Consider the following 25401-nt stretch of genomic DNA (forward strand, 5'->3'; position numbering starts at 1 on the left):
GTGAGAGTAGGTCATCGCCAAGCATTTATTTAGAGAAACCCCGGTTACTACGTAGCCGGGGTTTTTTGCGTCTGGGGGTTAGGTTTTGGCCTCTAGTCTTTCTATATTTTTAATCGATATTGTCATTTATCTGTATTGTGCATGTGCGGTAATAGACGTTAGTATTAATCTATTTAGCAGGGAAGTTCTTATGTCCGACTTATTTATGGCGGGAAAAAAAGTGCTGATTGTTGGCATAGCCAATGATAAAAGTATTGCATACGGTTGCGCCAAAAAGCTCAAAGAGCATGGCGCGGAGTTAGCGATTACCTATTTAAATGAAAAAGCTAAGCGTTTCGTTCAGCCGTTAGCCGAGGAGCTTGGCGCCAGCATCTTTATGCCGTTGGACGTGACGGTTCCTGGTGAGATGGCGGCGGTCTTTGCTGAGATTAAGCAGCAATGGGGCTCTCTAGATGGGGTTATCCATTCGTTGGCTTTCTGTCCCCTCGACGATCTACATGCTCCGATCTCTGAGTGTTCAAGAGAGGGCTTTTTACAGGCGATGGATGTCTCCTGTTACTCCTTTATTGAAATGGCGGGGATGGCGAAAGCATTGATGCCTAACGGTGGTTCTATGATTAACTTCTCATATTTGGGGAGTGCATTAGCGACCGGTGACTATAATATTATGGGGTGTGCTAAGGCATCACTGGAAGCGGCGACCCGTTACTTAGCTCGCGACCTTGGTCCGCAACATATTCGGGTTAACTGTATATCTCCAGGGACGATTGCTACCCGTGCAGCAGGGGGTATTAAGGATTTCGATGCGATGCTGGAATACAATCGCCATAGAGCAGTCGATCAGTTGCTCCCAACAACCGAAGAGGTGGGTGGCGCAGCCCTTTATTATTTGAGTGACCTATCCCGTGGAGTCACCGGAACAACGCATTATGTTGATCACGGTGTTTGCATTGTAGGTTAATCCTTTTTGCGTGTTCCTTTTTTTGGTCTATTATAAACCCAGAGCTATTCTGGGTTTTTTATTTTTCTGTCAAAACAATGTGATAGCCTACGTTATTCATCTATTTTCTATTAAGTAATTAGGTTTTCAGCCGATTACATCAATTAGATAGGCTCTTTATGATAAATCTACCATTAAGTTATTGAATCACAAGTTTAAGCTAGGTAGATTTGTAGTTCGATATTTGAGTAAAAATAGCTCAGGAGTGAAAAGTTTGCTTTCACTGTTTAAAAAGAAAACAAAATCTGGGGGAATAACCTCAGTTGTATTCACTGGGAAAGGCGTTTCCTTTGCCCATATTCAGCAAACAGCCTCCCAGCCAGAGCTATCATTCTGTGAACATATTCTTTCTCCCAACCCTTTTAAAGACACGGCTCGTTTTGCTGAGTTAATTAAAAGCAAAGGCTTGAATGGCACTAAAACATTGATTGTGATGCCCGAGTCGAGTTACCAAATACATTTGGTTGAAAGGCCCGCGGTTCCGGATGAAGAGATTGCGGATGCTCTTCGTTGGAAAATCAAAGATTTAATTGATTTTGATATAGAGCACGCGGTTATTGATTACATTGAGTTGCCTGAGGATGCTTATCGTGGGCGTTCTCGAATGCTTTATGCGGTTGCAGCAGCCCGTAACGAAATTGATCGACGGGTCGCGTGGTGTGAGAGCATAGGCTTAGAGCCGATAGTTGTTGATGTGCCTGAGCTTGCATTACTTAATTTGACTGAAGACCTTGCGGATAGTGAAGCAGGTTTAGCTGCGTTCTTTTTAGGTGATGAAAGCAGTTCGATTAATTTATTATCCGATTCATCCCTCTATTTTACACGTCATCTGCATTATAACCGCAAGGTGGATGCTGATGATGTAGGTGCTGCGGTACTTGAGTTGCAACGTTCGTTGGATTATTACGAAAGCCAGGTAGGTAAGCCACCCTGTGTTCGGCTCTTGGTCATGCCGTTTCAGCCTGATGATACGCCTTTGATGACTGAGTTACGCCAAAGCCTGTATTTAGACATCCACTCTTTAAACCTTAATAACCTTATCTCTAGTTCGGTTGAGTTGTCTGATGATTTACAGCAATGGACTACGGTCGCGGTCGCAGCGGCCTTGAGAAGTGAAAGTTTAGAGTCGGAGGGGGTGATATGAAACAACGGATTAACCTGTATAACCCCCACAAACCTAAACAGGCATTTGACCCGTTAAGTTATCGCGGTAGTTTAGCAATCGCTGCAACCGTGGCCGCTGTATTTTTCTTGCTCGGTTTGGGCTTAAGTTTTTACGCCGGTTACCAGCAGAGCCACGTGGCAGAGTTATCAAAAGAGAAAAAAAATATCGAAGCGGCTGTTATGGCTGAGCAAGCGCGTTTTGCCCATACGGAGGTGAATACGGAAATTCTCGCCGAACAAAAACGATTACAAAATGAGATCACTTCACGCCAGCAGTTAAAAAATCTGTTGTATCGGATTCAACCGAGCCAAGGGGCGAGTTTCTCATCCTACCTTTATGCGTTAGCTGAGGCATCGTTGCCAGAGAGTTGGCTGATTGAATTCCAACTAGATAATACTCAACATAGCTTTATCGCTTTGGGTGCCGCGGTTGATGCTCCGGCTGTTCCTGTGTTGCTCGAAACGGTTTCTGCTACAGAAGCATTTCAAGGCATGAGCGTGAGTGAGCTTGACTTAGAATCAAGTGAGTCGGGTGTTCTCTTCAAGGTTACAGCGGAGTTACGTGCCTATGAGTAAGGTGGAGAGCAAATGGGACGCGCTGAGCACGCGAGAGCGTTCGTTAGTGCTGATAACGGCGGTGGTTGTGCCTATCGTCCTTATCTATATTGTCTTAATTGAACCGAGCATCATGAGCCTCAAACAGCAGCAGGCTAAGTTGGCTGGACTAGAAGCGAGTATAGCGAGTCAAAATCAGGTGCTAACGCTTTTAAAGGCTAAAGAACCTGTTGATCCTAATATCGCTGCACGTGAAGGTTTAAAGCGCTTACGCCTAGAGTTAACGCAAGCCAATGATGAGATTAGACGGGCGGCAACGAACTTGGTCTCTCCTGATCAGATGTTGGCTATGCTCCGAGATGTTTTAAAAGGTGAGCAGGGTGTTGCTTTAGTCAGTGCTAGAAGCTTAGCGATTGAAACTTTGCAACTGGGTGCCGAGACCCAAAACGATGGGTCTGCCTCACCCGCACCACGTGCGTTGATTTATGCCCACCCCTTTGAGATAGAGCTGGAAGGGAGTTATCAGGGTGTCTATGACTACTTACAAAAGATTGAACAATTAGAGGGCGTTTTCTTCTGGGATACGCTGACTTATAAAGTTGATCAATACCCAACGGCGAAAGTAAAAATAAGAGTGCATACATTAAGCTCTGAAGCGAGGTGGCTAGGTGCGTAAACTACTGCTTTGTTTGTGTCTTATCGGTGTCTGGTCGTCTGCAATGGCTGAACGTTTGCCTGCTGACCCGACTCAACCTGCCGCAGGCATGTTTAACCTCTTGTCTGCTAAACCTGCCGTGTCTGCTTATACAATCAGTTCATTGGTTACTGGCAAGAAAAAGAATACAGCGGTGGTGAATGGCCAGCGTGTAGAAGTGGGAGATTTAGTTGATAACGCCACAGTGCTATCAATTAGTCGTGAAGGTGTCATGCTTGATGTTGGAAATAAGCAACAGTTGATCTCTTTATCTGAGCGGAAAGGATTCAGTAAAGTAAAGAGTGGGAAATAGGTCGAATTAGTTATGAAATATATTTTCAATATCCACATCCTACTAAGTGTGCTTTTGTTAGGTGGTTGTCAGGGCATTGCGCCGATTGCTGGTTCAACGACCCAGCAGGAAGGGGTTGCGGCCCTTGAAGAAGCCATTGCAACGAATGAGCAGCAGCGGGATATACCTGTACCGCCGTCAGCTCCGATAGCGCTATTACCCCCCCTAAGTTTGGATGCATCGGCGTCCTCATCGGAGGAGCGTTTTGACATTACGGCTGAAGCGCTACCAGCTAAAGACTTCTTTATGGGCTTAGTTCAAGGAACGCCCTATAACATGATTGTGCATCAGGATGTAGGCGGTGCAATTTCGGTTGAGTTGAAAGATGTAACTGTTGATGAGGTCATGAATGCTATCCAGCGTGTCTATGGCTATGAATACACTCGCAGCGGTAATTTATACCAAGTGATGCCGGCGTCACTGCAAACGCAAATTTTCCAAATTAACTACCTTGATATCGACCGTCAGGGCAGCTCCGATACACAAGTGAGCGCAGGCTCAGTAAGTACATCGGGAGACAACTCTAGCTCTGAAGAGATTATTGGAACGCGCATTAGCACAAAAACATCGACTAATTTTTGGGGCAATCTGCAAGGAACCTTATCGACCATCGTGGCCGGGGAAGGTCGTAAAGTCGTGGTTACTCCTCAAACAGGCGTAGTGGTTGTACGTGCGCTACCTAGTGAGTTAGCGACCGTGCGCGATTATCTGGCGCAAGCGGAGCTTATTCTGCATCGACAGGTTGTTATCGAGGCTAAAATCCTAGAAGTGACGCTTAACAATGGCTTCCAAGCGGGGGTGAATTGGACGGCACTAGGTGAAGTCGGCGCGGGTAAAACTGCCTTATTTAGTTTGTCGTCAGAAACGTTAACTAACAGTGATGATATTGGTGGGATCTTTAAAGCTGACTTGAGTTTAGGTGATTTCACGTCGGTTATTGAGCTGTTGGGTAGCCAAGGTGATGTTCAAGTGCTGTCTAGCCCACGGGTCTCCACAGTCAATAATCAAAAAGCGGTTATTAAAGTGGGTACCGATGAGTTTTTCGTTACGGATGTTGAAAATACGACAACAACCGGTACCAGCACGACCTCCTCGCCCAGTATTGAATTAACGCCATTCTTCTCGGGCATTGCGTTAGATGTAACGCCACAGATCAGTGAAGATGGCGATATTGTTTTACATATTCACCCTACGGTTTCAGAAGTTGTCGACCAGCAAAAACAGATTAGTGTTGGGTCTGATGATTTTAATATTCCACTCGCATTAAGCTCTATCCGAGAATCAGACAGCATTGTTAGGGCTGAGAGTGGGCAGGTGATCGTGATTGGTGGATTAATGAAATCAACGGATAGCGATACCGAAGCGCAAGCGCCCGGTTTAGCTGATCTTCCCGGAATCGGGAACTTATTTAAACAAAAGCGTCAGGCAGGTAGTAAAACCGAGCTCGTTATCATGTTGCGTCCCGTGTTAGCAAATCATGACAACTTGCAGAACGAACTAAAGCGTAGTCTTCGTTCGTTTAAGAATTTGCAGTCTACCCCTACGCAATAGCTGAGGCTAATGGATGTACACGGATCATTTTGGTTTAAGCGAACTACCTTTTACGCTTACGCCTAACACGCATTTCTTTTTGAATATGCCGACCCACCACGAAGCGCTTAACTTAATGTTGGTCGCTTTGGCGGGGGGAGATGGTTTTGTCAAAGTGGTGGGCGAAGTCGGTACAGGTAAAACATTACTGTGCCGTAAGCTGCTTAATGCCTTAGATCAAGATGAGTATGTTACGGCATATATCCCCAACCCTTACTTAAGCCCCTATGAGTTTCGTAAAAGCTTTGCGCAAGAGATCGGACTGGATGTGAATGGGCTTGAGCACTTTGACCTACTGAATGCCATCAATCAGCGACTTATTGAACTCGCACAGAATAAGCGCAAGGTTGTACTGCTGGTTGATGAAGCGCAAGCGATTCCAGAAGAAACGATTGAGGCGCTAAGGCTGTTGACCAACCTCGAAACGGAAACAACCAAACTCTTTCAAGTGGTACTGTTTGGTCAGCCCGAACTCGATGAACTTTTGGGGCAGCAATCGTTAAGACAGTTACTGCAGCGGATCACCTTTAGCTATGAACTCAGTCGTCTCGATGATGAGGCGGTCGCGCACTATATCGATCAACGGGTGCAAAAAGCCGGTTTTAATGGGCTCTCACTTTTTAATAAAGATGCGGCACGTAAGATAGCAAAAGCGTCCGCGGGGACCCCTCGTTTAATCAATATATTGGCCCATAAAGCGTTAATGGTGGCCTATGGTAAAGGCGACCTGAAAGTAGATAGCTCTCATGTAATGCGGGCGATCGAGGATACGCAAGGGATTGTAAAACCAAAAGATAACCGTTCGTTGTTATGGGGGGCTATAGGCGTACTTTTTGTGGCAACCTTGTGTTTGGTTTATATAGGGGTTAACCAATGAGTTTGGTTAATGACATGCTAAGGGACCTTGAGCAGCGCAATGAAAGTACCGCTCATGTACCTGGGCAGCAATCTGGGGTGAAAGCCGCCCAGTATGTGGAAGAAAGCCCTGCGAGCAATGCACCGCGTATAGCACTGTGGTTGATAGGTATTGTGGCGGTTGTCACAACGTGTTGGCTGTTATGGTTGGAAACGTCAACCGAGAACCGGTCGTCTGACTCTCAGGTAGATTCGGCCAGTAGTAGCCTTGCTGCTACCAAGGGGAAAGATACCGCGCGCTTAACGGATACTAGCGGCCGTGTTGATACGCCGGATGTTAGTGTAGCTCCCGATGAGAAACGTGCTGGGAAAGACGTGGCAGCGATGGGTAGCATGCCTGTGGCCACGGCAGAGCTCACAGCGACAGTTGCGATCAGTGATATTAAATGGGCCGGTGCTGATTTTGGCGGTGATTTAGTGGTTAGGTTGAATGGCGACGCGGATATTCAGGTTTTAAACCAGAAAGACAATGTGATCGTCGTGGCGATTGACGATGTTGCTTTAAAAACAACACTGCCTGCTATTACGAGTGACTATATCAACCGTTTAGATATAGCCGAAGACGCTGATCGTAATAGGACGTTACTCACGTTAACAACAACGCGCAAAAGTCAGTTTTCTTTTCGTGTCCAAACGTCACCGACCACGCTGATTCTTGGTGTTATTCCTGAAGAGGTGAGTCAGCCGGTTAAAGATATTACGGAGAGTGGCGCGGTGGCTAAGATCGAGCCTTCGACACCCCTTAAGCCCTTAACCGTGATTAATGTCAGCCCCGACAAACCAAGTATTCGTTCTGGGGCTGAGTTACAAGTTAATATGGCTGACGCATCAGCGCTTAACTCTGCGGTTGTTTCAAAACCGGTGAATAAGTCGACGAATGCGTTAACCGATCGTCAATTTTCAGATCGTGCACGACGCTTGATTACTAAAGGTCAGCGGGAAGCGGCGGAAACATTACTAACAAAAGGGATTGCTCAAAACCGATTAAAGGCTGAGCAATCAAGAGTGCTTTTATCCACCCTGTTGTTATCAAAGGGGGAGACCGGGGCGGCCCAAATCCTTATTCAGCAGAGCCGTGACCTACACCCAGATAATAGTGATCTGAAAAAACTACAAGCTCGTATCTGGATGGCTGAGGGTAAGGCTGATCAAGCGATCGACCTGCTTAGCACGCATGCACCGTTACTCAGCACTGATTTTGAGTACCATGAGTTGTTAGCAAGTGCTTACCAGCAAGTAAATAATCCAGAGGAATCCGCTCGTATTTATTTCCAGTTGTTACAATCGAATAACAGCACTCCCCGATGGTGGATTGGAATGGGTTATGCGTTGGAGCAAGTAAAGCGTTATGCTGATGCGCGTAACGCTTATCAGAGTTCCTTACAGATACCGACGATTGATAGTCGTTTGAAAAGTTATGCTCGCCAGCGTATTAACGCGCTGTCGGGTCGTTAGGAGGACTGGGCGGCATGGGCGCACCCAAGATGAAAATTCGTATTGGTGACTTGCTGGTTCAGAACGGTGTTCTTTCTGAAGCCCAACTAATGGAAGCGTTGGATAAGCAGAAACAGACGCGTCAGAAGTTGGGTAAAACATTGGTATCGATGGGGTATGTTAAGGAACAACAGTTTCTTGATTTTCTCTCCCAGCAATTGAACATCCCTCTCGTTGAACTGACTCACTACGCATTTAATCAGGAAGATGTACTACGGCTCCCTGAAACCCAAGCGCGACGTTTCCGCGCGCTAGTACTGAAGGAAGATGTTGACCATTTTCTCGTAGGGATGTCCGACCCAATGGATATCTTTGCGTTTGATGAACTGCAACGGGTATTGCCTAAGCCTATTGAGATCGCGGTTGTTTCCGAGGCTCAATTACTACAGTCAATGGACTTACTTTATCGTAAAACGAGCGATATAGAAGACTTAGCCGATCAGTTAAATGAAGAGATTGCAGATGATGCGTTTGATTTAGCCGCATTAACGGCAACCGACGAAGTTGATGTCCCAGTTGTTAAGCTACTTAAAAGTTTATTTGAAGATGCGGTTCAAGTCGGCGCCTCGGATATACATATTGAGCCCGATGAAAGCGTCTTACGTATTCGTCAGCGTATTGATGGTGTGCTTCATGAGCATGTTATGAAAGAGAAGCGTATCGCCTCGGCGCTTGTTCTGCGTCTAAAATTAATGGCCTCGTTGAATATATCGGAGAAACGTTTACCGCAAGATGGCCGTTTTAATATCAGCGTTAAAGGTCACAGTGTTGATGTGCGTATCTCAACGTTACCGATTCAGTTTGGTGAGTCGGTGGTTATGCGCTTATTGGACCAGTCGGGCGGCATTATCGGGTTAGAGAAAGCCGGCCTACCTAACAAGATGTTATTGCGGCTACGCAAAATGATTCATGAGCCCCATGGACTTTTGCTCGTTACAGGCCCGACAGGGAGCGGTAAAACCACAACGCTCTATGGTGCTTTGAATGAGTTAAATAGCCATCAGAAGAAGATCATTACCGTAGAAGACCCAGTGGAATACCGATTGCCCCGTGTGAACCAAGTACAAGTGCACCCGAATATCGGCTTAGATTTTTCTACTGTACTGCGTGCGACCTTACGTCAGGACCCTGATATTTTGTTAGTGGGTGAGATCCGAGACAAAGAAACGGCGGATATCGCGTTACGTGCTGCAATGACGGGCCACTTTGTACTGTCTACACTGCATACGAATGATGCGGTATCAAGCGCCATGCGTTTAACGGATATCGGCATAGAAGGCTATCTGGTTGCCTCAGCGCTGAATGGTATTTTGGCACAGCGCTTAGTACGTAAGATTTGTGAGAACTGCACACAAGAGTATTTCTCCAGCGACGCTGAAAGATTATGGCTGGATGCACGGGGTGAGGAGCTGGGTCTGGATGAGATTAGCCTGCAAAAAGGGCGCGGATGTACCTATTGCAATAATACAGGCTATAAAGGGCGTACCGGTATATTTGAACTGCTAGAAATTAATGAACATATGGCCGATGCTTTGCGTCGGAATGATAGTGCGGCTTTTACTATTGCCGCTAAAACAGACCCTCACTACCAGCCTTTAGCTTATAGCGCACTGGAGCTCGCGATAGCGGGAAAAACAACCTTAGATGAAGTTTTCCGTGTCACTGAGCAATTGGATGAATCTATCTATCTTGATGCGCCGGAGGTTGCTGCTGAGTCAAGCTCAATAGCGTCTGGCGGTTTAGAGCTTGAGTAATTGGATAAATAATTAGATGGCAACGTATAGTTATCGAGGTAGAAACAGAGACGGTGAGGAGGTGTCAGGCACGGTTGAGGCGGGGGCCGCAACGCATGCTGCGTCACAGCTATCGCTCGATGGCATCACCCCGATAAGCATTAATGAAACGGTTGCCGCTAAGGAAAGTTCATCTACTGGCAGTAAAGATATCAATTTCCAGCTGTTCCAAAAGATCACCGTTGATGAACTGATCATGTTTAGTCGCCAAATGTTTAGCTTAACTAAGGCGGGGGTGCCGATTACGCGCGCTATGCGTGGTTTGGCTAATACTGTTAATAATATGTTATTAAAGGACACATTAGATGCGTTAGCTGATGAGCTAGAAAAGGGGAACGCACTCTCTTCTGCTTTAGCTAAACATCCCAAAGTATTTAGTGAACTTTATGTCAGTATGATCCATGTAGGCGAGAATACCGGGCAGTTGGATCAATCTTTTAAACAGATGGCGGCATACCTAGAGCTTGAACGTCAGACTGTTCAAAATGTTAAGCAAGCGACCCGTTATCCTATCTTTGTGCTTGTCGCGATATCATTCGCCATTGGCATTATTAACATGTTTGTTATTCCTGCATTTAAGTCGGTCTTTCTGAGTTTTGGCGGGGATATGCCTTGGCAAACTAAAGTCCTGATTTCGGTCTCCGATTTCACTGTTGATTGGTGGTGGGCCATTATCGCGGGCTTGGTTGTTCTGTTTGTTCTTTTTTATCGTTGGAAAAAAACAGACGCCGGTCGTATGACATGGGATCGACGAAAGCTGAAATTTCCTATTGTTGGGTCTATATTTTATAGAGTGATCTTGGGACGTTTCTCGCGGACGTTCAGTATTGTGTTGAAAGCCGGTGTACCTATAGAGCAAGGTTTGTCCATTGTCTCCAATGCTGTTGGTAATCGTTATATTGGTCGTAAAGTGGCAAATATGCGTCAAGGTATTGAGCGTGGGGAGTCCTTTACTCAGACCGCACATCAGGCGGGCATGTTTAGTCCGCTCGTTATGCAGATGCTAGCGGTAGGTGAAGAAACCGGTCGGGTTGATGAGATGCTGGAAGAGGCTGCGGGCTTCTATGAGCAAGAAGTGGAATACGACCTTAAAAACCTGACCAGTGCTATTGAGCCTATTTTGATTGTGGCGATAGGGGGCATGGTTTTAGTGTTGGCACTGGGTGTCTTCCTGCCTTTGTGGGAGCTGAGTACAACGATTAATGGTTAATCTCGATAATCGGCTAAGGGTTATACAGCGAGGTTTCTCGCTACTTGAATTAGTTGTCACCCTTTTAATTATCTCTATTTTAATGGCGGTTGCGTACGCTAAGTTAGAGCAGTTGGCCGAAAAGGTAGAGCGTGTCTCCTTTGAGGGGAGCCGGAATAACATTCAGGCACAAGTCACATTGAAGGTGGCATACTGGTTTGCAGAGCAGCAACAACGTACCGCTGAACAGCTGGTAAAGGGTAATCCGATAGACCTTATTCAGCATATACCTGTGAATTATGCGGGTGAGCTGACCTACAGTGAGCTATGGGCCGCGCCGGGTGAGCATTGGTACTTTATTTCTGATAAACAGTGGCTTGTGTATAAGGTCAAAAGGAATATTCATTTACAGAATGAATTTGAGCAGCACGACGTATTGCCTTTTCAATTAGAGGTGATGTTCCAAAATCAACATCAAGATAAAGGGTTGGTTGTTAGTGCAAAGTTACAACCACTTTACAAGTTTGGTTGGGAAGTGGATAGTGATGACTGAGCTATACAATGCGGTCATAATTTGTTAAAAATCAATTAATTGCAATTTAATAGCTAGGGGCAGAGAATTCCATGAAAAAGCAAGCGGGTTTTACAATCATCGAGTTAGTAGTCGTTATTGCCCTATTAGGCATTTTAGCAGCGGTTGCTTTACCTCGTTTTATTAACGTTACGGATGATGCGCATAATGCAGCCGTTAAAGGTGCAGCGGGCGGTTTTGCGGCAGGTATTGCACTAGCCAAAGCTAAAGCCATTGTTGAAAATGCTGGCTCCGGTGCATCTATACAGTTAGATGGCGTTGCGGCGGTTGCTGTTAATGGGTCAGGTTATCCTGTGGGTGCATCTGGCGCAAATTCTACTATTGATAGCAATATTGAATGCGTTGAGGTTTGGAATAACGTGTTGCAAGGTAGCAGGCCGGTGGCTTCTGATGCTGACCCTTCGTTAGTGCCAGGGGTTGATTATCAGGCAACGTTTGATAGTGCTACTCAGTGTACGTTTACTTACCGTCAAGCTGCACCATCAGGTGATGACCGTGAAATTGTTTACGATGCCGAATCGGGTAACGTAACCGTGAACGGTGCTGACGAGTAATTAATCTCGCCGATCTGACGTCTATGAGCAGTGAACCTTTATCATTAGCTAAAGATCGCTGCTCTCAATCTCGCCAGCGTGGTTTCACGTTGGTTGAGATTATTGTCGTCATCATTTTACTTGGCATTTTGTCTGCGGTGGCTATTCCCCGTATTGGCAATGTCTCAAGCTATCAAGAAGCCTCACTTCGTAGTTCAATTCTCGGATCGTTAAGGCTTGCGCAAAAAACAGCCTTGGCTCAACACGCATCCTCCGTGTATTGGGTACTTGAACGCTCGTCATTAGACCAATGGCAGATTAGTGTGTTGATCGACCCTGACACTAACGATGGCAATCCGCCTGTCGATATATCACCAACCCAGTTACAAGCGCCGATTCCGGGCAATATCAGCCTATCTTATTCAGTTGCGCTGGATGCGGGTGGCCGCCTCGACGGTTCCCTTTCGGCGGGTGATAACGTAGTGATTTTGTACAATCAGTTGGGGGATATGGTGAGTGTTAAAAGCAATATATCTTTAACCAGTGAGAGTGCTTTTCCTAACGCTGCGCAGCCTGTAAGTAGCAGTCTGCAGTTTAGCGATGGGCAGACGGACTTTTGTCTCTCTTTGACGGGGTATAATTATGCATCGACCTGTCGTTGAGCGAGGCTTCTCGTTGGTTGAGGTTGTTATTACCATTGTTATTATTGGTATTGCATTAACGGCGGCCGTGGCAGGCTGGGGTAATATTGCACGGCATAGCTCCGATGTGATGTGGCAAACGCGGGTTTCTTATTTAGGCCAAGCCTATTTAGAGGAGATCTTATCGCGCCGTTATGATGAACTAACGCCCGCGGGTGGTAGCCCTATCTGTGCCCCGTGCTCAACCGAAGGGAGTTTTGGCCCCGACGACAGTGAAACACGAGAAACCTTTGATGATGTTGATGATTATCATGGTTTAACGGAAAACGCGGTGGGGTTGTTTAACGTTTTGGTAACCGCGGGTGGCATCCAGTCGTATAACGGATACCAAGTGAGCGTGCAGGTTAGGTATGTGGGTGGGGATTATTTTTCCGCGGGCAATGAAGAGCTGCTTAAGCAGATTGTCGTAACGGTTTCACCCCCGAAAAATACCGGTCAAAGCCCCGTTCAATTTAGTGCGTTGCGGGGGAATTATTGATGGGGTTCTGTCGTAAACACACCTCGCAGTCAGGCTTTACGCTGATTGAGTTGATCGTTGTTATCACGCTACTGGGGATTATTTCGCTTGTTACTGTCGGCTTTATCACGTCGACCATGCAAGGGTATGCTGATCTGACGCGGCGAGATCAACTATCCTCCGCCGTTAGGGTTGCTATTGAACGTATGGCCCGCGAGATTAGGAATGCGCTGCCCAATAGTATTCGGGTCAATAGTGACGGGAGCTGCTTAGAATTTATCCCATCCCTTGCGGCATCGCGTTATATTTCTGTCCCTTTATCCGCGTCTTCCGCTCGTAGTAGTTTTGTGTCAGTGCCCTTTGCTGTCGAGCCGCCACAGGGACGCATCGCCGTGTATCCTATAGATACAAATAATGGTGATGAGCCCACACGTACCTCCAACCCTATTTATGATTTGGATAGTTGGTCCATTATTTCACCGATGATGAGTGCGAGTAGTGTGTTAGCGGCTGAGTCTGGCACGGTGGATGTCATGTTGAGTGCGGTGCATGCTTTTCCAACGGACTCACCTTCACTGCGCTATTTTATAGTGGATGAGCCGGTTAGTTTTTGTGTGGTAGGGACTGACCTTTATCGCTTTCAAGGCGTTACCGCAAGTAACTATAGCTATGCCATTGATCAACCCGATGGGGCGATATTGCTGTCCAGCCTGTCTGAGCCGCAAGCCGCGTTGTTAGCGAGTGATATTGTGTCTCCCGTAGGGAGTGCTTCCTTTAAATACAGTGATGCCACCTTGTTGCGCAATGGCATCGTATTATTTGATCTATTTGTACAAGACCAGCAGTTATCGGTCTCTGATCCAACCCAAGAGAGTATTCGTATTCAATTTGAGGTGCAGGTAAAAAATGTTCCCTAAAATGACGAACACGCAAGACAAGCGCGCATCTCGGCACAGGCAGACCGGCCTAGGTTTGGTCTCTGCGATTTTTGTGATTACGGTCTTAGCGGTCATCATTGCGGGTATGGTGCGTTTTTTTTCTACTGGACAGAATGTAACTGCGCAAGAGTTTTTAGGGGCGAGGGCGATTACAGCGGCGCAAACGGGTATTGAACTCGAACTAACGTGCTTAGCGAATGGTTTATCCGGCTGTACGGCCTCGTCAGCCGTTGGTAGCGTACCTACCCGTTGGGATTACTGGCCGGGGCCAACCTCAAGTACACGTTTTTCTGTGACCGGTCTTAACGATTGTTATGCCGAGGTGTTCTACGCGACGGTGAGTTCGCCGGTGGGGAGTTTTTGGACCATTGATAGCACTGGGTTTTGTGGCGGTGATGGTCTGGACGGGGCCTCTCGACGGGTGGTGATTAGAGCTGCGCAATAAAAGCAGCGCTAATCTCCCCTGTTTTTCTGTGTGCTAGCCTTCAATACCGTATTCATCGCGGTATTTACGAATCGACGCTAGTTCGTCCGCTTTGTCGCCTTTCTCCGTTAAGTAATCGATTAGATCACTTAAGCTAACAATACTAATCACCGGCATACGGTAGTCACGCTCGACCTCTTGGATCGCGGACAGTTCGCCTGTACCTTTTTCCTGACGGTTAAGTGCGATCACAACCCCTGCCGGTGTTGCGCCAGCTTGATCAATAATCGTCATTACTTCACGAATAGCGGTACCCGCAGTAATAACATCATCAATGATCATCACACCGCCTTCGAGTGCGGCTCCCACTAAACTGCCACCTTCGCCATGGGTTTTTGCTTCCTTACGGTTAAAAACATAAGGGACGTCATCCCCATGATGGTCCGCTAAAGCCACGGCTGTTGTTGCCGCTAAAGGAATGCCTTTATAGGCAGGGCCTAATAAAACATCAAATGAAACCCCCGAGTTTTTGATCGCTTGGGCATAAAAACGGCCCAATTTGGCTAGCGCACTTCCTGTGTTGAATAGACCCGCATTAAAGAAGTAGGGGCTAGTACGGCCGGATTTAAGCGTGAACTCGCCAAAGCGCAACACATTTTGTTCGATAGCAAATTCAATAAACTCACGCTGATAATCCTGCATAGCAATCTCCGATGGATTGGGGGTTAAATAGGCAGGCGCTATTCTACCAGTGAGCGGCCTTAGGCTCCATTGTTCTAGCATGAAGCAAAAAATTTCATTTTTGCTCACTTCGCTATACAATTCGACCCTCAGAGTAAAAATAATACTAATTTGCTATTGGTCTGCTTTCAGACAGGAACACACTCTATGCGCGTCATCACCTTCAATGCACAAGGTATTGAACAAGCTGCAGAAAACGGCTTCTTCGATTGGATGGTCCAACAGGACGCTGATGTTATTTGCTTGCAAGATTTGCGCGCAAAGGAATATCAGCTCGATGATGAACGTTACCATCCCGAAGGCTATCACCCATTCTTTTTCGATGCATGGGAAGATGGTTATAGCGGCGTGGCGATCTACACCCGCGAGCTACCTAAAGCGATCATGACGGGCTTAGGCTTTGAACTCTGCGATCAGCATGGTCGTTTTATTCAAGCCGATTTTGAGCACGTAAGTGTTTCATCCTTCTTTATTCCTTCGGGGCTGAAGAGTGAGGAAGCACAAGCAGAAAAAGAAGCGTTTATGGTCGACTTCCTCGGCCACTTTAATAAAACCTTACGTAAGCGCCGTGAATTTATCTTTTGTGGGACCACTAACATTGCCCATAAAACGGTCGATTTGAGTAACTGGTATGCAAACCAAACGGTGTCCGGCTTTTTACAAGTTGAGCGCGACTGGATGGCTGAGATCTTTGACGAAATGGGGTATGTGGATGCCTTTCGCCAGATCAACAAGGCTGAACGTCAATTTAGCTGGTGGCCTGCCTACAACCGTGCGCGGAAACTCAATGAAGGTGCGCGTTTAGATTATCAGATCGCTACGGCAAATCTGCGTAAAACGGTTAAAAATGCTCAAATCTATCGTGATCAATCCTTTAGTGAACACGCCCCGATTATTATTGATTATGATATTGGCTAACGGCGTAGCACAATTAAAAAAAGGAGCTTAATCGCTCCTTTTTTTGTGCGCTAACGAACGGTTATTCAGCCAATGCTATTTTTTGCGCTTCAACCAACTCATTAATCCCTTTTCGGGCAAGATCGAGCATCGCGTTCAACTCTTCCTGAGAATAAGGTGCGCCTTCAGCGGTGCCTTGAACCTCAATAAAGCCGCCTTTACTGGTCATCACTACGTTCATGTCGGTTTCCGCTTTGCTATCCTCCGCATAATCGAGGTCAAGCACCGCCTCACCGTCATAAATACCGACGGACACAGCGGCAATCGCCTGGACAACCGGGTCACCTTTCATCGCGCCATGCTTATCTTTCTTCAATACATTAATGGCATCCTGTAACGCCACAAAAGCACCGGTGATCGATGCCGTACGCGTGCCGCCATCGGCCTGTAATACATCACAATCGATTGTAATGGTATTTTCGCCCATCTTCTTAAGGTTCAGCGCTGCACGTAAAGAGCGGCCAATCAGACGTTGAATCTCTACAGTACGGCCACTCTGTTTACCGCGGGCCGCTTCACGGCCTGTACGGCTGGTGGTTGCACGGGGCAGCATACCGTATTCAGCTGTTACCCAACCTTGACCCGAGCCACGAAGAAAGCGAGGTACGCCACGCTCAACCGTTGCCGTACAAAGGACTTTAGTATCTCCAAACTCAACTAATACAGAGCCTTCCGCATGCATAGTAAAGCTACGAGTGATCTTAACCTCACGCATCTGATCGTTTTCACGTCCACTTGGACGATGTTTGCTGATACCAAGATTTTGCAGTTGTTCTGAGATAGATGAAGTCATGCCGGTCCTTTAATCAATTTTCTAGTCAGTCATGGCGTGGCAGAGCGGCGCCAGACTGTTACAATTGTATTTAATAACGCATTTTAATCGAGAATGGATCATATGACACGCAGCATGACAGCTTTTGCTCGACAGGAAGCCGAGCATGAATGGGGTTCCCTGAGTTGGGAGATCAGATCAGTTAACCATCGCTACCTAGAACCTCACTTGCGTTTGCCTGAAAACCTGAAAGAACTCGAAGGTTTTCTGCGCGAAAAACTGCGCAAAGCCGTTAGCCGCGGAAAAGTTGAATGTACACTGCGATTTAATCCTGAAGCCACAGAGCAACAACTTGTGGTTAATAAACCTTATGCTAAAGAAGTTATTCAGGCCGCTGAGTCGTTACAAGCGATGGTTGAGAATCACCAACCTTTAGACGCTTTAGAGTTGTTACGTTGGCCTGGCGTTCTACAAGACACCAAATTAGATATGGATCTCGTTAAGAACTCAGCAAAAGCACTTTTTACCAAAGCGCTGGATGACATGCTGGAAGGGCGAGGGCGTGAAGGTGTCGAGCTCGCGACATTAATCAATCAACGGTTAGACGCGATTAGCGCCATCGTGGCAGAAGTGCGCGAAAGCATGCCTAAAATCCTACAAAATCAGCGAGAAAACTTAGCCCAGCGCCTTGCTGAACTAAAAGCTGACCTAGATGAAGGTAGGTTAGAGCAAGAGATTGCATTACTGGCGCAAAAAGCTGACGTAGACGAAGAGATGGATCGTTTAGACACCCATGTTCAAGAAGTGCGCCGTGTTTTAAAACAGAAGGGGCCCGTCGGCCGCCGTTTAGACTTCCTTATGCAGGAGCTTAACCGGGAAGCGAACACACTCTCTTCAAAATCAATTGTCGCCAGCACTACCCAATGCGCAGTTGAACTTAAAGTGCTTATTGAACAGATGCGAGAGCAGATTCAAAACATCGAATAGGTTTCTTGGTAGAAAGTTACCCGTCCAAGAATGTCTTAAAAGCCCCGTATTACCTTGTGAAGAGCATTGAAAATACAGGGCTTTTTTTATTTTTCCCGTCCAAATCGGTTTGCAGTTGTCCGTTATCTGCTGCTGTTTAAGTGGTGCCAGCTATTTTTGCCTCCTCCATTATTTCAGAAACTTTAGAACCATCCATGATAGTTACCCCACAGCCAACTTAGCCGCCTGCTGCCACATAAAGTGAGGCATTGGCTCTTTTAACTGCCAAGTAATGCTCATCGGTTGTGAGCCTGTATGCGATACGTATTCCACTTCACCATAATTAACAAAACCCATAGTGCGGCCGTATTCATCTTTGGTTTGTTCACGCACAAATAAAAACAGACGTTTACCAATATTTTGATGCTTGATGTACTCCAAACCACGCCCTTTGTCGGGCCTTGCGCTATTTTGCGACTGCCAGTGAAAGAGGTGTTCGTTAATCGCGTAATCGTGATACATAGTGGTGGGCGAAAATTGCTTTTCATTTTTGTTCAAGGTGACAAACATCAGTTCAATATTTTGAGCTTTAAGCGCAAACACACCTTCACGTGCTGGAGGTTGGCGCTCAAACGTAGTCGCACCAAATGCCACCAATATTTGCTCACGCGCATAGCGAGCATGCAACTTTAATGAAACTTCAGGCAAGGCCTGCATTGTTGGTTGCTCATGCTTGGTTTTTGCTAGTTGCCAATTTAAGACATCCAATAATTCTGCTTTTAATTCACAAGAATTTAGTTTCGCTAAGCTCTGATCAATGGAATCGAATCCACATTCAGGCCCCGTTGTCTGCCAAAAATCATAATGGCACATTAAGGCATAACGAGGGCTGCCGCCGTTAAGCATAAATTGAGTTTGGCAAAGCTGTTTTAAAAAACTTAAATAGGCATAATCATCACAGGTCAAAATTCGATTATGGATGGCCTTTCTAAATATGTTCAGCAGATTTTCACCAAACGTATTTTCGTTGATTTCATCTTTGGCTTGCTGAACCAGCTGCGACCAGCTGCCTCGCTTATAAAGTTCATTCAAGTCGATATGAGGGTTTAGAGTTAAGAAATTCGCCAGCGTTAACGGCAGTGTGGAATGCTCTGGATACTGCCGGATCATCGCAACTAAACGCTTTAAGGTTAACGAAGCTTGGCGAATATTGCTGAGCACCATTTCTTGCGTGCGCTTGCTTAATTCAATGCGGCAACCCAGTGGCGCATGAGGGAAGCCTTGCTTTATTTCATCAGTGATCGCGCGATGACTTTTACCGACTAGAGCTCTAAATTTATTGGCAAAATCATATTCAGGACGTGAATTGCCAACAAAATCCAACACGGTACAACATTCTTTGCCTTCGGCTAAGCGCAAACCACGGCCAAGCTGTTGCAAGAAAATGGTTAAACTTTCTGTCGGTCGTAAAAACAGTAAGGTATCGACTTCGGGAATATCGACACCTTCGTTGAAGATATCGACCACACAGAGCACATTGATGCTGCCAGATCGAATAGCTTGTTGCTTTTGTTGCCGCTCATGGCTGTTATCACTGGTCAACACATCTGCGTTAACGCCCTTCAACAATAACTGGTGCGCCATATATTGAGCATGATCACGACTGACACAAAACGCCAAGGCTTTCATTTGACTTATGTCGGTGACGATCTCCTGCAAACTCAGTAGTATTTTATCGAAACGCGCTTGGTTATGAGTATAAAGATTAGTGAGCTGCGCGATATCATAACGCCCACGACTCCAAGGGATCTTGCGCAGGTCGGTATCATCATCTATACCAAAATACTGAAAGGGGCAAAGATGGCGACGGTTAATCGCTTCGGGCAAGCGAATTTCTGCCGCAATCACACCGCCAAAATCCGCTAAAATATCCCCCCCATCATGGCGCTCTGGTGTGGCAGTAAGGCCGAGTAATATAACCGGTGAAAAATGCGCAAGCAGTGGGCGATAGCTTGATGCGGCAATATGGTGCACCTCATCAATCACAATGTAGTCATAATAGTCAGCCGTCAGGTTAAGCTGAGCAAGCTGATTGTTCAGCGTTTGAATAGACACAAACAATTGACGGTAGTGCTCTGGCGTATGCCCACCCACCCAAAGTTCACCAAAAGCGCCGTTGCGCAATACACCACGATACGCCGCTCTGGCTTGTTGTAATATTTCTTCGCGGTGTGCCACAAATAAAAAAGTGGCTTGCGGTTTTTGTTTAATAAAACGCGCAAAATCAAAGGCGGAAATCAGGGTTTTCCCTGTACCGGTTGCCGCAACCACTAAATTGCGAAAGCGCTGGTGCACACTGCGCTCAACGGCCAGTTGTTCCAATATGTCACTTTGGTGAGGAAACGGCGAGATATCAAAGAAATGCGTTGGGCTGGCCTCATAATCACCGCGCTGCTGGCTCAACGCTTTTTTGAGTTTTTCGCTACATTTTGCATCATCACTAAAATGCTCAAAATCATTAGAAGCCCAATAGGTTTCAAAGGTACTCAACGACTTATTGATAATGTGTGGAATTTCTTGCGAAGTGATTTTTAAATTCCACTCTAAGCCATTGGTTAGTGCGGAACGCGACAGGTTAGACGAGCCTATGTAGCCAGTGTGATAGCCGGTGTTGCGCAAAAATAAATAGCTCTTAGCATGTAAACGTTCACGCTCAGTGTTGTAGCTCAGCTTCACTTGGGTATTGGGCAAACTGGCCAAATACTCCACGGCTTTGGCATCAGTCGCCCCCATATATGACGTGGTAATTATTTTTAGCTCGCGGCCGCTTGAGGTAAATTCTTCTAGCTCTTTGCGAAAAATCCGTATCCCCGCCCACTTAATAAACGACACCAACCAATAAATGGTATCCGCGGATAGAATCTCTCTTTTTAATTCAGATTCAAGGGACAAACCGGCATTGCTACCACAAAACAGCTCACTTTGCGTTAAACCAGTTAGGGGGGAAATGTCCTTAATGTAATTTTTAAAATCGGCTGAGACCGGATTTTCGAGCTCATAGAGTGCGGTCAGAATTTTACCTTGGCTAACAAGCAAATTGTCTTCGATAAAATCCTTATCTTGAATTTGTGTTTTTAACCATAGTAACAGCTGATTAGACAAAGCAATTTGTTGTTGCAATCGATCATCAGCGGCTGGAATGGAATCAATGGCGTGTTCAATAATGTGCGAGAGGAAACGAGATAACCAAGTCGATGCTTCACTGCTATTGAGCTCTCGTTCACCTACAAAGAATCGCTCACGGTCAATTCGACTAGCAATGAGCTGTGTTATTAGCTGTTCATAAATTCCTATTTGTTGCATAAAAGTCCCTTTTATTCTAATGGCTGGATTAACAGCAGCATCGATTGATATTGCAGTTTTACCGCTAACCCATTTTGTGACTTGCGCATTTCAACTAAGTTGTACTTGCCTAGTGTTTTCAGTGTTCTCGATACATTACTCACTGCTCGTCCCGTGAGCCTAGCCAGTTCAGTTACCGACTGCGGTTGTTGTTCTGCAATCACTTTTAATAGGTGCTGGTTTTCTTTTGATAGCACATTGGCAACCGATTTAAGTGAGTCAAACCAAATATCGACAGGGTAATCAGGGTTGGGCGTTTGACCTTTAATGCCTATTACGCAACGCGATTGTTTGACGTTTTTCATATTCTGTTTATTTCTCAAAAGCTTAGTAATACGTTACAAAGGTATACAGATAGATAAGCGACACATCTTATCAGCCGTTGATAATCGAGCAAGTTTATTTTCTGGTTTTAATGTCCATATAGGGTAAACGAAAAATCGTTGCTGGCGACTTTGGTTTGTTACTGTTGTAGCTGAGTGGCTGGGGTCATTCTTTATTTCCTCACTGATCTGTTAAGTGCAGCTAGGAGTTTGCATGACCATTATTAGGAGTTAAACGGACGCAGTAGGCAGATAAATGCCCAGATCGTGCAGCTTTCTGAGGGTATTGCTAACAACCTGCCCCAAAAGCCCAAGGGGTAAGTGGAGTGTTAAAACACATGGAGTATGAGGCAAAGCATAAAAGTGAAACTATAACTTCTTTATCTGCTGAAAAATGAAAATATAGTTTCACTGACTCATTAAACGTTAAACGCCGATTCTTTCATGGCCTGCTGTGCTCGGCTGATCCCTAGGCGCTTAGCAACGGTTTGCCATTGCTTAACCGCCATTAATACTTCATCGTAAATTTGCGTGGCTTGGGTTTGCGAAAGTCGGAAGAAGTCTTTCACATCAAAGGCTAGCTGGTAGTCTAAGGCGTTGTCTGCATCGGTAATATTCAGATGCAGGCCATGCTTACCCACTATCGGATTTAAATCATAAGCGGGTGATAACTTCCAACCCTTCTTGGTTAATAAAAATCCATGATTACGCAGGTGATCATCGGTGTTGGACACCGCAATATTAAACACGATACGTCGCCATAACTGTGCTAAATCGGCTTCGGTTTGTGCACCAGAATTGGAAATAAATTCAGCAATTTCTAAGTAGCTGGCACCTTGAGATTGTTCACCATCATACTTTTCGTCTACAAAATGGCGAAGCTGTGTCATGGCCGATGAAAAATGCAGCCGTTTTTCACCGTCGCGGTCAAACCGTTTGGTTAAAAAGGTATGGTGCTGTGACGAAAATTGCCTGATCTCACTTGGATACATGTCAATCCCTGCCGCCAACGCCAATTCATAACAGACCATCTCCCACGCGCCCACATCATGGGTATCGTTTAAATTGGGAAACTTAGCAATCCACAAGTGGCCTTGTTCATCTGCCACACAAGCCTTGGGCCTAGCACCGCCTAGTGATGAGCCTGGAGAAATCAGCATTTTCAACCAGCGGTAATACTCGTCACTGTCGATGTTATCGTCTTTTTCAATCTGCATTGCTGCGTGCTCTAGTTCTCGCAAATAAGCCATTGGCGGCGCAGCAAACTCAGCGTTGTCATCTAAGAACGCAGCCGAGCCTGTTCGCTTAAATCGAATACCACCCATCCGGTAAGAGTCGTGCACGCCCAGCAGGTAATCTAGCTCGTTTAATCGACTTGTTGCTCGAATGCCTTTGCGCGCTTCAATGGCTGCACGCCGCTGCATTAAAATACGCCCCCATCTATCAGGCGATGAATCAAGAAATGCACGAAAGTTTTTATTGGCTTCATCGTTGTAGAGTTCACCGGAGTGAAGCGTCAGAATTGGATCAATTTGCAAGCGATAGGCTGAAGTTAAAAATACTTTATCGTAGGCAAAACTAAACACACCACCTCGGCTTGAATCGCTGTAAGAAAGCAGCCCTATTAGCAAAGGCGCCTCAATTGGCTGCCAGTCGGCATAGACTTCGACGATTTCACGGCTCATCTTGAACCTTCCAGCAATTTTATATTTTGCAGCTTGATGCCGACTTCATCATGGGCGGCCATTTCTGCAAAATTACTCTCCATGCCAAGAACGGCCATAACCTTTAAGTAAGTGCCTATGGCAACGCCCGGATCACCTGCGAAGACTTTGTTCACGGTTTTATGGTCAAAACCAGTACGTTCACACAGCAGCTTTTTGGTAAAACCACGTCTTTTCATCGCCAACAGTAAGTCCTCACCAAAATGAGTCAGGATTTTGCGCTGCTTTGGAAACAGTACATTGTGCAAATCACGCTTAGCCATATCACCAACCCAGGGGACTATATTCCCATTATTTAATCATTACTGGGAATATAGTCCAACTTTGAAGTCCAGACAACTCTAACATGTGAAATAAGGGACTATATTCCCACTTTACTGAATATTATCGGATTAATATCCCGCTTTTAGATTTGGTTTGCGCGTTGGCCAAGGCGATGATGTGAATCCCTGAATGCCAAAGGCCATCAAATTACACTTTTATGCGCATAAAAATGTAAAACTCTGCACTTTTCTGCGCGCAAAAGTGTGAAAAGCAAGTTGAACACTCATCAGTGTATTTTACTGAACGGGCAAATGCAGCGGTTAGACATCTACGCAAGGTGACTTTAAAGGTAACAATCTGTAGATCTTGATGCCTGATATTCGACACTTAGTCTTATTTCTATTGGATACCATTGTATCCATATCGAGCTTATATCTATTAAAATGGATGCCATAATGTCCATTTCAGGCTAGGTGAGCTTTCTGCTGACTCATTACTATCGCGTAGAACCAGTAAAAAAATAGCAAAGCTATGTTGACGGAAATCGTGCTCGATAAAGCCCTTCAAAACTGCTATTTTTAGATCCTAACAGCAAGCATAAAAACGGCGTTGTTTTTCCATTGCTAACCACTAAGATTTAGTAAAAGCCAGAGGCAAGTGGTGGGCAGTTTGGTGGGCAAACAAGCATTTTTGAACGGTTTCTTTTCGATAACTCATTGAGTTTGTTAGGGTCTAGACCGCTACTCAATGAGCAGATTCAAAACATCGAATAACCACAAGCTGACCTGAGCGCAAAAAAACGCACCCATAGGATGCGTTTTTTACGATAGACGATACCTACTTAGAAGTCATATTTCGTATCGGTATAGATCTGGAACGCTTTTTCCCAAACTTCGCCCACTTCACCGTCGCCTACCGGTTTGCCGTCAAGTTGAGTCACGGGTGCGATCTCTTTTGATGAGCTGGTAATCCATAGCTCATCTGCATTGCGGACTTCGTCCATTGTGACCACACGCTCTTCTACTTTTAGCGAGCCGTCAGCTCTTAGACTGTCCAAAATAATACGGCGGGTAATACCCGGTAGGATTTGGTTGTCCTGAATCGGTGTGATGACGACGCCATCTTTTACGATAAAGGCATTACATGAGCTGCCTTCTGTTAATTCGCCGTCGGCGTTGTACAGTAGGGCTTCATCATTTCCGGACGAGTAGCCTTCTTGGAAATGAATCACGTTACCTAGTAGCGCAGTCGATTTGATGTGGCAGCGCTGCCAGCGAAGATCTTCAGTGCTGATCATACTGTATTGAGTTACTTTCGCGCGATCTACAGGCTCTGGATCTTTAATTGGGAAGGTGAAAGCAAAGACCGTTGGTTCAACATTCTCTGGGTAGGCGTGGTAGCGCTTTACGTCAGTTCCGCGTGAGATATGAACATAGACACCTAGGTTAGCTGCTAAGTCGCTGTTGCGTGCAACAAGGTCGTCTAGAAGGGCTTTCCACTCATCGGCTGTTTTAGTGCATTTGATTTCAATTGCTGCAAGGCCATTGATCATGCGTTCGATGTGGGGCATTAAGCCGACAGACTTACCGTTGTAGTAAGGGATAACTTCGTAGATGCCATCACCGAATAGAAAGCCTCGGTCTAGAGGAGAAATTCGTGCTTCTGACAGAGGTTGATATTCGCCATTCAGGTATGAAATGCTCATACTAACTTTCCTTCCACTGATATTCGTATGGGGTCTTTCTGCTTCGTTACTGCCTACTCAGTATAGTATGGGGTGGTAAATGGGTTTAAGTCGAGTTGGCTCGTAAGTCAATCACATGATTTACATGTGTTGGATAACCGTTAAGTTGATCCGTTG

Annotated in this window: 25 protein-coding genes; 18 read left to right on the top strand and 7 right to left on the bottom strand. The window is 45.9% G+C overall.

Translation table 11 applies throughout. The annotated features are described in order from the left end of the window. Positions 1–190: 190 nt before the first annotated feature. The 16 genes from fabI to A3773_RS04640 all read left to right on the top strand — a co-directional run bounded on the left by fabI (position 191) and on the right by A3773_RS04640 (position 14412). A complete protein-coding gene (gene fabI / locus A3773_RS04565; RefSeq protein WP_067983580.1) occupies positions 191–961 on the top strand; it encodes an enoyl-ACP reductase FabI in 771 nt (256 codons plus the stop codon). 253 nt (positions 962–1214) lie between these two features. Then, the gene (pilM, locus tag A3773_RS04570) at positions 1215–2144 is read left to right on the top strand and encodes a type IV pilus biogenesis protein PilM (RefSeq protein ID WP_156473439.1); all 930 of its coding nucleotides are present in this window, start codon (positions 1215–1217) and stop codon (positions 2142–2144) included. Further along, complete coding sequence (locus A3773_RS04575; RefSeq protein ID WP_067983584.1) at positions 2141–2740, top strand: hypothetical protein; 600 nt, start codon at positions 2141–2143, stop codon at positions 2738–2740. Before pilM ends, A3773_RS04575 begins: the two co-directional genes overlap by 4 nt. Further along, positions 2733–3395, top strand: coding sequence for a type II secretion system protein M (locus A3773_RS04580; RefSeq protein WP_067983587.1), 663 nt, complete (start codon positions 2733–2735; stop codon positions 3393–3395). Before A3773_RS04575 ends, A3773_RS04580 begins: the two co-directional genes overlap by 8 nt. After that, complete coding sequence (locus A3773_RS04585) at positions 3388–3726, top strand: hypothetical protein (RefSeq protein ID WP_156473440.1); 339 nt, start codon at positions 3388–3390, stop codon at positions 3724–3726. Before A3773_RS04580 ends, A3773_RS04585 begins: the two co-directional genes overlap by 8 nt. 12 nt (positions 3727–3738) lie before the next feature. After that, complete coding sequence (mshL, locus tag A3773_RS04590; protein WP_067983591.1) at positions 3739–5316, top strand: pilus (MSHA type) biogenesis protein MshL; 1578 nt, start codon at positions 3739–3741, stop codon at positions 5314–5316. A gap of 13 nt (positions 5317–5329) precedes the next feature. Continuing rightward, positions 5330–6232 carry an ExeA family protein gene (locus A3773_RS04595; protein WP_067983593.1) on the top strand — a complete coding sequence of 301 codons (903 nt, stop codon included), beginning with the start codon at positions 5330–5332 and terminating at the stop codon, positions 6230–6232. Further along, a complete protein-coding gene (locus A3773_RS04600) occupies positions 6229–7725 on the top strand; it encodes a tetratricopeptide repeat protein (RefSeq protein WP_067983595.1) in 1497 nt (498 codons plus the stop codon). The genes A3773_RS04595 and A3773_RS04600 overlap by 4 nt, the downstream gene beginning before the upstream one ends. A 14-nt stretch (positions 7726–7739) precedes the next feature. After that, entirely contained in the window at positions 7740–9518 is a 1779-nt protein-coding gene (locus A3773_RS04605) for a GspE/PulE family protein (protein WP_067983597.1), read from the top strand. 16 nt (positions 9519–9534) lie between these two features. After that, complete coding sequence (locus tag A3773_RS04610; protein ID WP_067983599.1) at positions 9535–10767, top strand: type II secretion system F family protein; 1233 nt, start codon at positions 9535–9537, stop codon at positions 10765–10767. Next, complete coding sequence (locus A3773_RS04615) at positions 10760–11299, top strand: prepilin-type N-terminal cleavage/methylation domain-containing protein (RefSeq protein WP_067983601.1); 540 nt, start codon at positions 10760–10762, stop codon at positions 11297–11299. Before A3773_RS04610 ends, A3773_RS04615 begins: the two co-directional genes overlap by 8 nt. 71 nt (positions 11300–11370) lie before the next feature. Beyond that, positions 11371–11892, top strand: a complete 522-nt coding sequence (locus A3773_RS18510; protein ID WP_067983604.1) for a type II secretion system protein — start codon at positions 11371–11373, stop codon at positions 11890–11892. Positions 11893–11915: 23 nt separating this feature from the next. Then, the gene (locus A3773_RS04625; protein WP_067983606.1) at positions 11916–12533 is read left to right on the top strand and encodes a pilus assembly FimT family protein; all 618 of its coding nucleotides are present in this window, start codon (positions 11916–11918) and stop codon (positions 12531–12533) included. Continuing rightward, positions 12514–13050 (top strand): prepilin-type N-terminal cleavage/methylation domain-containing protein, encoded by a 537-nt coding sequence (locus A3773_RS04630; RefSeq protein ID WP_067983608.1) that lies wholly within the window; start codon positions 12514–12516, stop codon positions 13048–13050. Before A3773_RS04625 ends, A3773_RS04630 begins: the two co-directional genes overlap by 20 nt. After that, positions 13050–13946, top strand: coding sequence for a PulJ/GspJ family protein (locus A3773_RS04635; RefSeq protein ID WP_067983609.1), 897 nt, complete (start codon positions 13050–13052; stop codon positions 13944–13946). Before A3773_RS04630 ends, A3773_RS04635 begins: the two co-directional genes overlap by 1 nt. A gap of 1 nt (position 13947) precedes the next feature. Beyond that, a complete protein-coding gene (locus A3773_RS04640; RefSeq protein ID WP_156473441.1) occupies positions 13948–14412 on the top strand; it encodes a hypothetical protein in 465 nt (154 codons plus the stop codon). A 33-nt stretch (positions 14413–14445) separates the two neighbouring features. Here A3773_RS04640 and pyrE read toward each other — a convergent pair whose 3' ends face one another. Further along, positions 14446–15093 carry an orotate phosphoribosyltransferase gene (pyrE, locus tag A3773_RS04645; RefSeq protein WP_067983613.1) on the bottom strand — a complete coding sequence of 216 codons (648 nt, stop codon included), beginning with the start codon at positions 15091–15093 and terminating at the stop codon, positions 14446–14448. 186 nt (positions 15094–15279) lie between these two features. On the opposite strand from pyrE, the gene A3773_RS04650 reads away from it, so the two are divergent. After that, a complete protein-coding gene (locus tag A3773_RS04650) occupies positions 15280–16050 on the top strand; it encodes an exodeoxyribonuclease III (RefSeq protein ID WP_067983615.1) in 771 nt (256 codons plus the stop codon). A 61-nt stretch (positions 16051–16111) separates the two neighbouring features. Here A3773_RS04650 and rph read toward each other — a convergent pair whose 3' ends face one another. Further along, positions 16112–16882, bottom strand: coding sequence for a ribonuclease PH (rph, locus tag A3773_RS04655; RefSeq protein WP_067983617.1), 771 nt, complete (start codon positions 16880–16882; stop codon positions 16112–16114). 114 nt (positions 16883–16996) lie between these two features. Here rph and A3773_RS04660 point away from each other — a divergent pair, with 114 nt between their 5' ends. Beyond that, positions 16997–17848, top strand: a complete 852-nt coding sequence (locus A3773_RS04660; protein WP_231902147.1) for a YicC/YloC family endoribonuclease — start codon at positions 16997–16999, stop codon at positions 17846–17848. Positions 17849–18049: 201 nt separating this feature from the next. Here A3773_RS04660 and A3773_RS04665 read toward each other — a convergent pair whose 3' ends face one another. The 5 genes from A3773_RS04665 to A3773_RS04685 all read right to left on the bottom strand — a co-directional run bounded on the left by A3773_RS04665 (position 18050) and on the right by A3773_RS04685 (position 25245). Continuing rightward, positions 18050–21190: a DEAD/DEAH box helicase gene (locus A3773_RS04665; protein ID WP_067983621.1), complete on the bottom strand. Its 3141-nt coding sequence runs from the start codon at positions 21188–21190 to the stop codon at positions 18050–18052. Between the two features lie 11 nt (positions 21191–21201). Further along, the gene (locus tag A3773_RS04670; RefSeq protein ID WP_067983623.1) at positions 21202–21534 is read right to left on the bottom strand and encodes an HVO_A0114 family putative DNA-binding protein; all 333 of its coding nucleotides are present in this window, start codon (positions 21532–21534) and stop codon (positions 21202–21204) included. 437 nt (positions 21535–21971) lie between these two features. Next, positions 21972–23237 (bottom strand): type II toxin-antitoxin system HipA family toxin, encoded by a 1266-nt coding sequence (locus A3773_RS04675; RefSeq protein ID WP_067983624.1) that lies wholly within the window; start codon positions 23235–23237, stop codon positions 21972–21974. Next, positions 23234–23539 (bottom strand): helix-turn-helix domain-containing protein, encoded by a 306-nt coding sequence (locus A3773_RS04680; RefSeq protein WP_004249763.1) that lies wholly within the window; start codon positions 23537–23539, stop codon positions 23234–23236. Before A3773_RS04680 ends, A3773_RS04675 begins: the two co-directional genes overlap by 4 nt. An 842-nt stretch (positions 23540–24381) precedes the next feature. Then, the gene (locus A3773_RS04685) at positions 24382–25245 is read right to left on the bottom strand and encodes an aminotransferase class IV (protein WP_067983626.1); all 864 of its coding nucleotides are present in this window, start codon (positions 25243–25245) and stop codon (positions 24382–24384) included. Positions 25246–25401 lie beyond the last annotated feature (156 nt).

It is taken from the genome of Neptuniibacter pectenicola, assembly GCF_001597735.1.
GTDB classification, from domain to species: domain Bacteria; phylum Pseudomonadota; class Gammaproteobacteria; order Pseudomonadales; family Balneatricaceae; genus Neptuniibacter; species Neptuniibacter pectenicola.